Genomic DNA, 13,298 nt, shown 5'->3' with positions numbered 1-13,298 from the left:
ACACTCCGGGGGCCCCATCAACGTGTGCCTATTTGGTATTGCTGCGCGTAGAGATTGCCCGTTTCACCCGAACTTAATCGGCTCGTCTCTGTTGCTCTGATCCTCACCTTGTACCCGGGGCTTGCGCCCCGGGCTTTCAGTGGACAGCCGTTAGCTGCTACGCTGCCCTATGCAGTCCGGACGTTCCTCCAGTGCTCTGTTTCCAGAATTGCACCAGCGGCAGTCTGGCGGGCTTCACGCGCCGATTATCGCGGCTGAACCTGGCTTACTGCACGGGCTTCTAAGCTTATGCCCAAAACAATCGATCAAGTAGTTCAAAATGCTTGCTCAATCAATTCGAGGAGCTCCGCATGAAAGCCGACAACGTCCTGCAAACCATTGGCAACACGCCGCACATCCGCATCAACCGCCTGTTTGGCGACACGCACCGGGTGTGGGTCAAGTCCGAGCGAGGCAACCCCGGCGGCTCCATCAAGGACCGCATTGCCCTGGCCATGGTCGAGGCCGCTGAAGCCTCCGGCGTGCTCAAGCCCGGCGCGACCATCATCGAGCCGACCTCGGGCAACACCGGCGTGGGGTTGGCACTAGTGGCCGCAGTCAAAGGCTACCAACTCATTTTGGTGATGCCTGACAGCATGAGCGTTGAGCGCCGCCGACTGATGCTGGCCTATGGCGCCAGCTTCGACTTGACGCCGCGTGAAAAGGGCATGAAAGGTGCCATTGCCCGGGCCGAAGAACTGGTGGCCGCCACACCGGGAAGCTGGATGCCGCAGCAGTTCGAGAACCCGGCCAACATTGACGCGCATGTGCGCACCACGGCGCAAGAAATCCTGGCGGACTTTCCCGATGGCATCGACGTGCTCATCACCGGCGTCGGCACTGGCGGCCACCTGACGGGCGTGGCGCAGGTGTTGAAAGCCAAATGGCCCAAGCTGAAAGTGTTTGCGGTCGAGCCCGTGGCCTCGCCGGTGATCTCGGGCGGCACTCCGGGGCCGCACCCGATCCAGGGCATCGGTGCCGGCTTCGTTCCGAAAAACCTGCACGCTGAGTTGCTCGACGGCGTGATCCAGGTCGATGCCGAACCGGCACGCGAATTCGCCCGCCGCAGTGCCCGCGAAGAAGGCCTGCTGGTAGGCATTTCCAGCGGCGCCACGCTGGCCGCCATTGCGCAAAAGCTGCCCGAACTGCCCGCCGGCTCAACCGTGCTGGGCTTCAATTACGACACCGGCGAGCGATATTTGTCGGTAGAAGGCTTTCTGCCGGTCTGATCGTCCACACGCCCTGAGATATCGCCGGTTGCCCTTGGGCAGCCCGTAAAATGCGCAGCTTCTGCTTGATAAACACAAGCCCAACCAGCCCGCACAATGATCCGACTCTCTGAACTCAAGCTCGCGCTTGACCACACGCCTGACAACCTCAACGCGCTGATATTGCAAACGCTGGCGCTCCAATCGGCGGAACTGGCCGAGTGGCACATTTTCAAACGCAGTTTCGATGCCCGCAAAGCCCAGGTGAAGGTGGTTTATATCGTCGATGTGGCACTGGCCAAACCGGAGCAGGAAGCTACTTTGCTACAGCAGCACGCGGGCAACCCGCACATCGTTGCCACACCCGACATGACCTACCGGCTGGTGGCGCGGGCCCCGTTTGATTTAGCGCTGCGCCCGGTGGTGGTGGGTTTTGGCCCCTGCGGGATTTTTGCTGCGCTGATATTGGCCCACATGGGCTTCAAGCCGATCGTGCTGGAGCGTGGCAAAAAGGTTCGCGAACGCACCCGGGACACCTGGGGACTTTGGCGCAAACACGTGCTCAACCCCGAAAGCAATGTGCAGTTTGGCGAGGGCGGCGCCGGCACGTTTTCCGACGGCAAACTGTGGAGCCAGATCAAGGACCCGCGCCATTTGGGGCGCAAGGTGATGCAGGAGTTCGTCAACGCCGGCGCGCCGCCAGAAATTCTGGTGGAGTCGCACCCGCACATCGGCACCTTCAAGCTGGTCAAGGTGGTGGAAAACCTGCGCGCCCAGATCATCGCGCTGGGCGCTGACATCCGCTTTGAGCAGCGCGTGACCGACGTGCTGGTGGAAGACGGCGCGCAGGGCCGGCACCTGCGCGGCCTCACCGTGCTGGACCAGGCTACTGGACAGTCGTATGAGATGCGCGCTGACCAAGTGGTGATGGCGCTGGGCCACAGCTCGCGCGACACCTTTGCAATGCTACATGAGCGCGGCGTGACGGTGGATGCCAAGCCGTTCTCGGTGGGTTTTCGCATCGAGCACCCGCAAAGCGTGATCGACCGCGCCCGCTGGGGCCGCCACGCCGGCCACCCCAGCCTGGGCGCGGCCGACTACAAGCTGGTGCACCATGCCAGCAACGGCCGCGCGGTCTATAGCTTTTGCATGTGCCCCGGTGGCATGGTGGTGGCGGCCACCAGCGAGCCTGGCCGCGTGGTGACCAACGGCATGAGCCAGTATTCACGCAACGAGCGCAACGCCAATGCGGGCATGGTGGTGGGCATCGAGCCCGCTGACTTTTGCCAGGACCAAGCGGCTTTTGTGCAGGCCTTTGGCGCTTTAGCCGGCCCGCGCTATGCGGAAGAAGCCGAGCGCATCAAAGTTACAAAGCCGGGCGCCACGCACCCGCTGGCGGGCATCAACCTGCAGCGCCAGCTCGAATCCGGCGCTTATGTGCTGGGCGGCGGCAACTACGAGGCACCCGGGCAACTGGTGGGCGACTTCATCGAGGGCAAGGCATCAACCACTCTTGGCTCAGTGCTGCCGTCCTACCAACCGGGCGTGAAACTGGGCGACCTGCACCCCGCCCTGCCGCATTACGCCATTGCCGCGCTGCGCGAGGCGCTGCCCGCCTTTGGCCAGAAGATCAGGGGCTTCGACATGCCGGATGCAGTGCTGACCGGCGTGGAAACCCGCACCTCGTCACCGCTGCGTATGCCGCGCGGCGATGATTTCCAAAGTGTCAATACCCGGGGCTTGTACCCGGCGGGTGAAGGCGCGGGTTATGCGGGCGGGATTTTGTCGGCGGGGGTCGATGGCATCAAGGTGGCCGAGGCGCTGGCGCGCAACGTCAACTCGCGCGCTTGAACAAGGCCAGCAGCGAGCCGGCCAGCACAAACAGGGTGCCAAAAATGCGGTTCATGGCGCGGATGTGCGACGGCTCTTTCAAGGCGCCCAGCACCCGGGAAGCCAGCGCCGTGTAGCCCGCCATGACCACCATATCGGTGAAGGCCAGCGTGGCGCCAATGATGAGGTATTGAGCAAACAGCGGCTGGCTCAGGTTGATGAACTGCGGCACCACCGCCAGCAGGAACACCGTGCCCTTGGGGTTGACGACGTTGATCATCCAGGCCTTGAGGATCAAGGTGCGCCTGCTCACAACCGCGCCCGTGTCCGACAGCGCCACCATGGGCCGTGCCGGGGCGCGCCACTGCGCAATGCCCAGCCACACCAGATAGGCCACGCCCAACCACTTGACCACCGTGAACGCGGTCGCGGAGGTGGAAATCAGCGCTCCCAGGCCGACCCCCACAATCAACAGTTGCGACCAGATGCCCAGCACCAGGCCAAAAACGGTGACGTAGCCATACCTGAAGCCGTGATTCAGGCCAGCGCTCATCGACGCAATCGCGCCCGGTCCGGGCGAAATGCTGATGGCCCAGGAAGCGGCAAAAAAAGTGAGCCAGGTGGCGAGTTCCATTAGCCGAGTTTAGCTTTCAGCCCTGCGCGTTTTGCAGCGCGGCAATGCGGTCTTCGATCGGCGGATGGGTCGAAAACAATTTGCCGATGCCACCGGTAATGCCGAAAGCAGCCACGCTCTTGGGCAGTTCCCCGGGCTGAAAGCCGCCAAGGCGGGCCAGTGCGTTGATCATGGGCTGGCGCCGTCCCATCAATTGGGCGGCACCGGCGTCGGCGCGGAACTCGCGGTGGCGGCTGAACCAGGCCACCACCATGGCAGCGGCAAAACCCAGCACGATGTCAAGCACGATGGTGGTCACCATGTAGCCGATGCCGGGGCCGCTGGAGCGCTCGTTGCCCTTGTTCAAAAAGCTGTCGATGGCATACGCGATAACGCGGCTCAGGAACACCACAAAGGTGTTCATCACGCCCTGAATGAGCGTCATGGTGACCATGTCGCCGTTGGCGACGTGGGCGATCTCGTGGCCGATGACGGCCTCGATTTCTTCATGTTTCATGCCGGCTAGCAAACCGGTGCTGACCGCCACCAGCGCCGAGTTCTTGAAGGCCCCGGTGGCAAAGGCATTGGGCGCGCCCTCAAAAATACCGACCTCGGGCATGCCGATGCCGGCTTTGTCGGCGAGCTTGCGCACGGTCTCGACAATCCAGGCTTCATCAACATTGGCCGGCTGGTTGATGATGCGCACGCCCGCGGTCCACTTGGCCATGGGCTTGCTGATCAGGAGCGAAATGATGGCGCCGCCAAAGCCGATCACCAGCGCAAAACCCAACAGCGCGCCGAGGTCCAGACCACTGGCGGTAAGGTAGCGGTTGACCCCCAGCAAACTTGCCACCGTGCCGAGCACAGCCACCACCAGCACATTGGTCAAAACAAATAAAAAAATGCGTTTCATGATTTCCTTTTCACCGAATCAAACGGAATCCCCGTTCATGGCAGCGAATGGTAGTGGTGAAACCCCGAAATTCAAGGCCGGTTGCGCTTAATTCCCCACGTCAAGTGCCTATTTGACGGCCGCCTTGATCATCAAGCCGTCAAGCCCATGGCGTCCAATGCGCCCGTGAGGTGCGCCACGCTGCGGTCCGCGTTGTGAAGTTTTTCCAGGCCGAACAGTCCGACGCGGAAAGTCGAAAAATCAGCAGGCTCGTCACACTGCAGCGGCACGCCGGCGGCGGTTTGCAGGCCGAGCGCCAGGAATTTTTTGCTGTTCTGGATGTCGGCATCGGTGGTGTAGCTCACCACCACACCGGGGGCCTTGAAACCCTCGGCGGCCACGCTCTTGATGCCGCGGCTCTCAAACAGGGCGCGAACCTTGGCGCCCAGCGCCGCCTGCTCGGCCTTGACCTTCTCAAAACCGTAGGCACGGGTTTCCTCCATGACCTCGCGCAGGCGCATGAGCGCATCGGTCGGCATGGTGGCGTGGTAGGCGTGGCCACCCTTCTCGTAGGCTTCCATGATCTGCAGCCACTTTTTTAAATCGCAGGCAAAGCTGGTGCTGGTGGTGGCGTCGATGGTAGCGCGGGCCCTGCTACTCAACATGACCATGGCGCAGCAGGGCGAGCCGCTCCAGCCTTTTTGTGGCGCGCTCACCAGCACATCGACGCCGGTGGCTTCCATGTTGACCCACATGGCGCCCGAGGCAATGCAGTCGAGCACAAAGAGGCCGCCGACTTCATGCACCGCGTCAGCCACCGTTTTCAGATAGTCGTCGGGCAGGATCATGCCGGCAGCGGTTTCGACGTGCGGGGCAAACACCACATCGGGCTTTTTGGCGCGGATAGTGGCGACCACCTCGTCCACCGGGCAGGGAATCCACGGCGCCTGCTTGTCGTCGCCAACGCGACGCGCCTTGAGCACGGTCGATTCCGAGGGAATACTGCCCATGTCGAAAATCTGCGTCCAGCGGTAGCTGAACCAGCCGTTGCGGATCACCAGGGTTTTTTTGCCGGTGGCAAACTGGCGCGCCACGGCTTCCATGCCAAAGGTGCCGCTGCCCGGCACCAGCACCGCCGATTGAGCGTGATAGACCTCTTTGAGAATGCGCGAGATGTCGGTCATCACGCCCTGAAAGCGCTTGGACATGTGGTTGAGCGCACGGTCGGTATAAACCACCGAAAACTCAAGCAGACCATCAGGGTCGATGTTGGGAAGAAGTCCGGGCATGAAAAGCGCTCCTGTGAGTGTGATTTGAATGGGCCCCAGCTTAGCATGAGCCAGTGAGCTTGAACATCCGAAACAACCCGCTTTTCAGGTCAACGTCTCGCAGCTTGTGAATGAACTTGGTCGTTATCGTCATGTTCCGGGTCGTCTCAAGCCTTGGGATCGCGCGGTCAGCCACGCCAGCAGCTAAATGTCGCTGGTCAAGTCTGCACTTCTCGCGATTTGAACCAGCCAGTCCAGAAAAATTTGCGTGGCCGGCGGGTTGTCGCCGCCGTCAGGGCGCACCAGGTAATAAGCGCGCTGATTCGCCAGGGGGCGGTCGCAGGCCACCACCAGGTCGCCGCGCGCCAGCTCGTCGGCGATCAGCAGGCGTGGCACCAGTGCCAGGCCCAGGCCGTGAACGGCAGCGGCCACCGTCATTGAAAACTGCTCGAAACGTGCGCCAGACAGTGCCTGCGGCACGGCGACACCTTGCGCCTCGAACCACTGCCGCCAGGCGTCGGGGCGGGTGCTTTGCTGCAACAAGGGCAGCGCCGCGATGGCTTCGGGCGACAGGCCGGCCTGCCCTTTAAGCAGGCTGGGATGGCACACCGGCAGCACCACCTCGTCAAGCAATTTCACCGCCCGGGTGCCGGCCCACTGGCTGACCTGCGCGGGCGTGCCGGCAAACAGCGCGCAGTCAAACGGCGTGTCGGCGAACATGAAGGGGCGGGTGCGCGTCTCGATGTGCACGGTGAGATCGGATTGAACTCTTTTCAGCTCAGGCAGCCGCGGAATCAGCCAGCGCGTGGCAAAGGTGGGCACGGCGGCCAGATGCAACACGCTGCCACGCCCCTGCGTGCTCATCACGTCGAGCGTGTCCTGCTCCAGCGCCTGCAGCCGAATGGCCACCTGCGCGGCGTAGTCGCGCCCGCGCTCGGTGAGCGTGACGCCATGGCGGGTGCGCTTGAACAGCGCCACGCCGACAAATTCTTCCAGCGCGGTGAGTTGGCGCGACACCGCGCCTTGCGTGAGCGCCAGTTCTTGCGCCGCGCGCGTGTAGCTCTGGTGGCGGGCCGCAGCCTCGAAGCAGGCCAGGGCTTGAAAGGACGGAATTTTGCGGCGCATGGTGCGGCCATCATAGACACAAACGCCCGCGCGGCGCCCGTCGGGCTGGCCGCGACCTGCAGACGGTAAGATGCAGCCGTTTTGACAGGCAATTTCTCATGTTGACAAAAAGTAACCCTCATGCACGCTGAATCCGAACCCCGGCTTGCCGGGCCCGGGCCTTCGGATACTGTGGTGCTCTCCGTTGTGATCCCGCTCTACAACGAACGCAGCGTGCTGCCCTTGCTGTACGAACGCCTGACCCGTGTGTTGCAACCGCTGGCCATCCGCTATGAACTGGTGCTGGTGGATGACGGCAGCCATGACGACAGCGGCATTTATCTGCTGGAGTTGGCCGCCAGCCACCCCGAGGTCAAGGCCGTTCGTCTGAGCCGCAATTTTGGCAAGGAAGCCGCGCTGACCGCAGGCCTGGATTTGTCGGTGGGCGAGGCGGTGGTGGTGCTCGATGCCGATTTGCAGGATCCGCCCGAGCTCATTGAGCAAATGCTGGCGGCGTTCCATGCCGGCTCCGACATCGTCTGCATGAAGCGGCGCTCGCGCGCGGGCGAGTCCTGGCACAAGCGGCTCAGCGCCCATCTGTTTTACCGCCTGCTCAACATTCTGAGCCACATCGAGATACCCGCCGATACCGGTGACTTCCGCTTGATGAGCCGGCGTGCCGTCGATGCGCTGAAGCAGCTGCCTGAGCGCAATCGCTACATGAAGGGCCTGTTTGCCTGGGTTGGCTACCCCACCCACGTGATCGAATACGACCGCGACGAACGCGCTGCCGGCAACACCAAATGGAATGCTCTGAAACTGTTCGGGCTGGCGTTCGAGGGCATTACCTCGTTTTCGGTGACGCCCTTGCGCTGGGCCACCGTGATGGGGCTGATCGGCGCGCTGGTCGGCCTGTCGTTCGGCTTCTGGATTGTGGTGGATGCCTTGCTGCATGGCAACCCGGTGGGTGGCTACCCGTCGTTGATCGCCGTGATCACCTTTTTGGGTGGCGTGCAATTGCTGTCGATTGGCGTGGTGGGCGAATATGTGGGGAAAACCTATTTCGAGACCAAACAGCGCCCGCTGTACGTGCTGCGCGATGTGGTGCAAAGCCCGCGGGCAGCAGCAGTCCAGCCCACAACAGGTCAGGATACCGCCCATGCGCCTTCGGCTTAGCCCATGGTGGTGGGCTTTGGGCGCGATATTGGGTTTGCGCCTTGCCAGCATGGCATGGATGCCGCTGGCGGGCACATCCGAGCCGCGCTACGCCGAGGTGGCGCGACTGATGGCGCTCAGGGGCGACTGGATCACACCCTGGTTTACCCCTGAGCTCCCTTTTTGGGGCAAACCGCCACTGTCGTTCTGGACCGAGGCGATCGCATTCAAGTTATTGGGTGTCACGGAATTTGCCGCGCGGCTGCCGTCCTGGCTCGCCACGCTGGGCGGCATGGCCTTGCTGTTTGTCTATGCGCGCGCCTATTTCGGCGAGCGCATCGCACGGGGGGCGCTGCTGATTTATGTCAGCTGCGCGCTGGTCTTCATGGCCGCCGGCGCGGTGCTGACCGACCCCTTTCTGGCGCTGGCCACCACCTGGGCCATGGTGGCGCTGGCCATGTCGACCAAAGCGCCCGGCCCCGCCTGGCGCTACGGTTTTTTTGTGGCGTTGGCGCTTGGCCTGCTGGCCAAGGGGCCGCTCATGCTGGTGCTGGTGGCCGGGCCAATGGTGCCACTGGCCATGTTCTACCCCAGCCTGAGGGAGTCGTTCAAACGCCTGCCCTGGGCTTCCGGGCTGGCCCTGATGCTGCTCCTGAGCGTGCCCTGGTACCTGCTGGCCGAGCAAAAAACCCCTGGTTTCCTGAACTACTTTCTGGTGGGCGAGCATTTTTTGCGTTTCATCGATTCCGGCTGGACGGGTGATTTGTATGGCGTGGCGCACAAGCGGATGAAAGGAGCCATCTGGGGCGAGGTGCTGGTGGCGTCTTTTCCCTGGGGGCTGGTGGCGCTGGCCATGCTGCTGAGGCACTTGCTCAACCCGATGCAAAGGGCGGCCCTGTGGCAGACCCGGCACGACCCCGACAAGGCATATTTGCTCGCCTGGGCCTTGTTCACGCCAATATTTTTTACCGTTTCAGGCAACATCCTGTGGACCTACGTGCTGCCCGCGCTGGCAGCCTTCAGCGTCTTGATGGCGCTGGCGCTTGACACGGCTGCATTCACCCGCAAGCCGGGCCAGCGCCTGCGCTTGTCCCTGACCTGGCTGATGCCGCTGCTCGTGACAGGCTACACCGCAGTGGTCACGCTGCAACCTCAACTGCTCAATACCGAGAAGCATCTGGTGGCCTACGCCATGCAGCGCAGGCAAGCCGGCGAACCACTGGTGTATCTGGACCACGTGCCGTTTTCTGCCACGTTTTATTCGCGCGGGCAGGTCGGCGTCGTCACGTTAAAAGACTTGGGCCAGATGAGCGGCCGTACCGCTGGCTTGTATCTGGCGCTGCCGAAAAACAATCTGGGCGAGTTGTCACAAGCCTTGAATCAGCCGCTGGCGCCCCTGTTCGAAAGCTCGGAACATGTGTTGACATTGATCCCGGGTGCGCCATCGGGCAAGTGACCCGCGGCAGGCTGGGATTCCTGCAAAAAGCTCTTGATATACCCCAGGCGCATACCACAACTACTTAATTGCACTACTCCTGTCATTGCGATACGCAAGTGAAGCAATCCACGATTTCCGGACTGCATAGACTGCCGCGCTACGCTCGCAGTGACAAAATCACTTTTGAAGTTCAAAGCATTGATCCTAAAGGTATGAGTATTCCTCAATTCATTGTGATGATTAATCGTTTGTCTGGCGCCCATCCGGACGCTAACATGCGTCATCTGAATACTTAATGGAGAACCTCATGGCCCACGCACGCTTCAATTGGCAAGATCCCTTTTTGCTCGAACAACAACTCACCGACGACGAGCGCGCCATCAAGGAGGCCGCCGCCGCCTACTGCCAGGACAAGCTGCAACCGCGCGTGATCGAGGCCTTTCGCAAGGAGCAAACCGACCCGGCCATCTTCCGCGAGATGGGTGAGCTGGGCCTGCTCGGGCCCACGATTCCCGAGCAGTACGGCGGCCCCGGCCTGAACTACGTGGCCTACGGCCTGATTGCGCGCGAGGTCGAGCGCGTGGACAGCGGCTACCGCTCGATGATGAGTGTGCAAAGCTCGCTGGTGATGGTGCCGATTTTTGAGTTCAGCAATGAAGCGACCAAACAAAAGTACCTGCCCAAATTGGCCACCGGCGAGTGGATCGGCTGCTTCGGCCTGACCGAACCCAACCACGGCAGCGACCCGGCCAGCATGCTGAGTCGCGCGGTGAAGGTACCCGGCGGCTACAAACTGTCAGGCAGCAAGATGTGGATTTCCAACAGCCCGATTGCCGACGTGTTTGTGGTCTGGGCCAAAGAGGTGTCAGAGTCCGGCGCGGTCGGCCCGATCCGCGGCTTTGTGCTCGACAAGGGCGCGGCCGGCTTGAGCGCCCCGGCGATTCACGGCAAGGTGGGTTTGCGCGCCAGCATCACCGGCGAGATCGTGATGGACGGCGTGTTTTGCCCAGAAGAAAACGCCTTCCCCGAGGTGCAGGGCCTCAAGGGCCCGTTTACCTGCCTGAACAGCGCGCGTTACGGCATTGCCTGGGGCGCCCTGGGCGCCGCCGAAGACTGCTGGTTCCGCTCACGCCAGTACGTGATGGACCGCCAGCAATTCGGCCGCCCGCTGGCCGCCAATCAGCTGATACAAAAGAAGCTCGCCGACATGCAAACCGAAATCGCACTCGGCCTGCAAGGTTGCCTGCGCCTGGGCCGCATGAAGGACGAAGGCACGGCGTCGGTGGAGATCACCTCGATCTTGAAGCGCAATTCCTGCGGCAAGGCGCTCGACGTGGCCCGCATGGCGCGCGACATGATGGGCGGCAACGGTATCAGCGACGAGTTTGGCGTGGCACGGCATCTGGTGAACCTTGAAGTGGTCAACACCTACGAAGGCACGCACGACATCCATGCGCTGATTCTGGGCCGCGCGCAGACCGGCATTCAGGCGTTCAATTAATTGGGGTCCAATTAATTGGGGTCAGATTCCAATTAATTTCGATTTTGGGACTATTTGTTGGAAGCACGTTAGTCTGTGGGGCAGTGAGTTGGGTATTGGCGGCTGCCTCAGCCTTAGCTCGCACAGCCAGTCACAAGTTACCAGCACATCAACCGCAACGAATGAACCTTGGCTCAAACACCAAAATGACAGCAAAACCAGCCGCCCTCTCCCATCTCAAAGTCCTCGACCTTTCCCGCGTGCTCGCCGGCCCTTGGTGCACCCAGATGCTGGCTGACCTGGGCGCGGATGTGGTCAAGGTGGAACGCCCTGGCGCAGGAGACGACACGCGCCACTGGGGGCCGCCATTCCTCAAGGATGCGCAAGGCAACGACACAACTGAGGCCACTTATTTCACCGCCTGCAACCGCAACAAGCGCGCCATCACCCTCGACATGGCGCAACCCGAGGGCCAGGCGCTGATCCTCAAGATGGCGGCACAAAGCGACGTGCTGGTGGAGAACTTCAAGGTTGGCGGGCTGAAGCAATACGGGCTCGATTACGAGAGCCTGAAAGCTGTCAACCCGCGGCTGATTTACTGCTCGGTCACCGGTTTTGGTCAGCACGGACCCTACGCCGAGCGCGCCGGCTACGACCTGATGATCCAGGCCATGAGCGGGCTGATGAGCATCACCGGCCACGCGGACGGCGAGCCCGGCGGCGGCCCGATGCGAATGGGGGTGGCGCTGGTCGACGTGCTCACCGGCATCTACGCCTGCAGCGCCATTCTGGCGGCCGTCGAGGTTCGCCACCGCACGGGCGAGGGCCAGCACATCGACATGGCGCTGCTCGACGTGGGCATGGCGGTGTTGGCCAACCAGGCGGCAGGCTTTTTGAACACCGGCCGTGTGCCGCAGCGCCAGGGCAATACCCACCCCAGCCTGGCGCCGTACCAGACCTTTGAAACGCTGGACGGCAGCATGCTGTTGGCGGTCGGCAACGACGGCCAGTTTGCGCGCTTTTGCGATGCCGCCGGCCACCCGGAATGGGCGAAAGATGCGCGTTTTGCCAGCAACACGCTGCGTGTCAAACACCGCGATGTTTTGATTCCGACCCTGCAGGCTGTCACGCGTACGCGAAGCACTGCGCAATGGATTGCGCTGCTCGAAGACAAGGCGGTGCCCTGCGGCCCGATCAACGACATGGGTCAGGCCTTTGCCGACGGCCAGGTGCAGGCGCGCGGTTTAAGGGTGGATCAGGCCGTCACCAGCAGCCAGCCTACAGCCGGCGCGGTGACATCGATCGCCACGGTGGCCAGTCCGCTGCGCCTGATGGCGACGCCGCCAGTGCTGCGTCGTCCGCCACCTGCTTTGGGCGAGCACACCGATGAGGTGCTGGCTGAATTGGGCCTGGATGCCACACAAGTGGCGCGCTTGCGCCAGCGCGGGGTGGTTTGATCAATTCACCCCCCAAACATAGGACTCCATCAACAGCACGCCGTAAGTGATGTCCCCGGCAATCACTTGCGCTGCTTCCCGCTCATGGCTGGCGCCCAGCGCCACCAGCAAGGGCAAAAAGTGCTCTTGCGTGGGGTGGGCGCGTTCGGCATGCGGTGCCAGACGACGGTAGTCCAGCAGCGCATCGGCATCGGCACGGGTCACGGCTTGGCGTATCCAGTGGGCGAATTCGACGGCGTAAGCCACGGCGGATGCAGCGGGTGGCTGAAGATCGTACAGGTTGTGCGTCAAACTGCCTGAGCCGACGATCACCACGCCACGCTCGCGCAGGGGCGCCAAAGCACGGCCGAGCGCCAGCGCCCCGGCGGTGTCCAGACTGTGCGGCAGTGAGACCTGAAAAACAGGAATATCAGCCTTGGGCAGCAAATGCAACAGCGGCACCCAGGCGCCGTGGTCCAAGCCACGCTGCGCCTCTGTAGTGACCGGCCAACCTGACTGCGTCAACAATTGCATCGCCTCCAGGGCCAACTCGGGCTGACCCGGCGCCGGGTACTGCAACTGGTACAGCGCAGCCGGGAAGCCGCCAAAGTCGTGAATGGTCTCAGGCCTGGGTGTGGCCAAGACCTGCAACTCACGGGTTTGCCAGTGTGGCGATACCACCAGCACGGCCTTGATGCCAGTGAGTTGTTCACCCAGGGCATGCAGATTGGCGCCCAGTTGCCCGGGTTCCAGGGCGAACGTGGGTGCGCCATGCGAAATAAAGAATACGGGAGCTGAATGCGGGCTGTGTGTCATGTCGCTGTTCATGTTGATC

General features: G+C 62.3%; 11 protein-coding genes and 1 other RNA gene. 6 read left to right on the top strand and 6 right to left on the bottom strand.

Annotated features, from left to right (window positions below):
- Positions 1-236: RNase P RNA component class A (gene rnpB, locus PHF15_RS06895), an RNA gene on the bottom strand; the annotation flags it as partial.
- A 114-nt stretch (positions 237-350) separates the two neighbouring features.
- On the opposite strand from rnpB, the gene cysK reads away from it, so the two are divergent.
- On the top strand, positions 351-1,268 hold the full coding sequence (gene cysK, locus PHF15_RS06890; RefSeq protein ID WP_300119961.1) for a cysteine synthase A: 918 nt from the start codon (positions 351-353) through the stop codon (positions 1,266-1,268).
- 96 nt (positions 1,269-1,364) lie between these two features.
- The gene (locus PHF15_RS06885; protein ID WP_300119960.1) at positions 1,365-3,098 is read left to right on the top strand and encodes an FAD-dependent protein; all 1,734 of its coding nucleotides are present in this window, start codon (positions 1,365-1,367) and stop codon (positions 3,096-3,098) included.
- On the opposite strand, the gene rhtB is transcribed toward PHF15_RS06885, so the two are convergent.
- From rhtB to PHF15_RS06865, 4 genes are all read right to left on the bottom strand, one after another.
- The gene (gene rhtB / locus PHF15_RS06880; RefSeq protein ID WP_300119959.1) at positions 3,082-3,711 is read right to left on the bottom strand and encodes a homoserine/homoserine lactone efflux protein; all 630 of its coding nucleotides are present in this window, start codon (positions 3,709-3,711) and stop codon (positions 3,082-3,084) included. The genes PHF15_RS06885 and rhtB overlap by 17 nt on opposite strands.
- A gap of 16 nt (positions 3,712-3,727) precedes the next feature.
- Entirely contained in the window at positions 3,728-4,603 is an 876-nt protein-coding gene (htpX, locus tag PHF15_RS06875) for a protease HtpX (protein ID WP_300119958.1), read from the bottom strand.
- A 131-nt stretch (positions 4,604-4,734) separates the two neighbouring features.
- Positions 4,735-5,871 (bottom strand): aminotransferase class V-fold PLP-dependent enzyme, encoded by a 1,137-nt coding sequence (locus tag PHF15_RS06870; RefSeq protein ID WP_300119957.1) that lies wholly within the window; start codon positions 5,869-5,871, stop codon positions 4,735-4,737.
- Between the two features lie 183 nt (positions 5,872-6,054).
- Entirely contained in the window at positions 6,055-6,975 is a 921-nt protein-coding gene (locus PHF15_RS06865) for a LysR family transcriptional regulator (RefSeq protein WP_300119956.1), read from the bottom strand.
- Between the two features lie 120 nt (positions 6,976-7,095).
- Here PHF15_RS06865 and PHF15_RS06860 point away from each other — a divergent pair, with 120 nt between their 5' ends.
- The 4 genes from PHF15_RS06860 (at position 7,096) to PHF15_RS06845 (ending at position 12,484) form a co-directional block, all read left to right on the top strand.
- Entirely contained in the window at positions 7,096-8,130 is a 1,035-nt protein-coding gene (locus tag PHF15_RS06860) for a glycosyltransferase family 2 protein (protein WP_300119955.1), read from the top strand.
- Positions 8,114-9,565 (top strand): glycosyltransferase family 39 protein, encoded by a 1,452-nt coding sequence (locus PHF15_RS06855; protein ID WP_300119954.1) that lies wholly within the window; start codon positions 8,114-8,116, stop codon positions 9,563-9,565. Before PHF15_RS06860 ends, PHF15_RS06855 begins: the two co-directional genes overlap by 17 nt.
- 289 nt (positions 9,566-9,854) lie before the next feature.
- The gene (locus PHF15_RS06850) at positions 9,855-11,048 is read left to right on the top strand and encodes an acyl-CoA dehydrogenase (RefSeq protein ID WP_300119953.1); all 1,194 of its coding nucleotides are present in this window, start codon (positions 9,855-9,857) and stop codon (positions 11,046-11,048) included.
- Positions 11,049-11,233: 185 nt separating this feature from the next.
- Positions 11,234-12,484, top strand: coding sequence for a CaiB/BaiF CoA-transferase family protein (locus PHF15_RS06845; RefSeq protein ID WP_300119952.1), 1,251 nt, complete (start codon positions 11,234-11,236; stop codon positions 12,482-12,484).
- Here PHF15_RS06845 and PHF15_RS06840 read toward each other — a convergent pair whose 3' ends face one another.
- Positions 12,485-13,279, bottom strand: coding sequence for a class III extradiol ring-cleavage dioxygenase (locus tag PHF15_RS06840; RefSeq protein ID WP_300119951.1), 795 nt, complete (start codon positions 13,277-13,279; stop codon positions 12,485-12,487).
- Positions 13,280-13,298 lie beyond the last annotated feature (19 nt).

It is taken from the genome of Rhodoferax sp., from assembly GCF_028689295.1.
Classification (GTDB): Bacteria; Pseudomonadota; Gammaproteobacteria; order Burkholderiales; family Burkholderiaceae_C; genus Rhodoferax.
This window is presented reverse-complemented; position numbering and strand designations above follow the sequence as displayed.

Bases quoted from the DNA above. Each gene is read 5' to 3' on its own strand.
- PHF15_RS06860 (WP_300119955.1), top strand. From the start codon at position 7,096: ATGCACGCTGAATCCGAACCCCGGCTTGCCGGGCCCGGGCCTTCGGAT.
- PHF15_RS06840 (WP_300119951.1), bottom strand. From the start codon at position 13,279: ATGACACACAGCCCGCATTCAGCTCCCGTATTCTTTATTTCGCATGGC.
- PHF15_RS06885 (WP_300119960.1), top strand. From the start codon at position 1,365: ATGATCCGACTCTCTGAACTCAAGCTCGCGCTTGACCACACGCCTGAC.
- PHF15_RS06855 (WP_300119954.1), top strand. From the start codon at position 8,114: ATGCGCCTTCGGCTTAGCCCATGGTGGTGGGCTTTGGGCGCGATATTG.
- htpX (WP_300119958.1), bottom strand. From the start codon at position 4,603: ATGAAACGCATTTTTTTATTTGTTTTGACCAATGTGCTGGTGGTGGCT.
- PHF15_RS06865 (WP_300119956.1), bottom strand. From the start codon at position 6,975: ATGCGCCGCAAAATTCCGTCCTTTCAAGCCCTGGCCTGCTTCGAGGCT.
- PHF15_RS06850 (WP_300119953.1), top strand. From the start codon at position 9,855: ATGGCCCACGCACGCTTCAATTGGCAAGATCCCTTTTTGCTCGAACAA.
- PHF15_RS06845 (WP_300119952.1), top strand. From the start codon at position 11,234: ATGACAGCAAAACCAGCCGCCCTCTCCCATCTCAAAGTCCTCGACCTT.
- rhtB (WP_300119959.1), bottom strand. From the start codon at position 3,711: ATGGAACTCGCCACCTGGCTCACTTTTTTTGCCGCTTCCTGGGCCATC.
- PHF15_RS06870 (WP_300119957.1), bottom strand. From the start codon at position 5,871: ATGCCCGGACTTCTTCCCAACATCGACCCTGATGGTCTGCTTGAGTTT.
- cysK (WP_300119961.1), top strand. From the start codon at position 351: ATGAAAGCCGACAACGTCCTGCAAACCATTGGCAACACGCCGCACATC.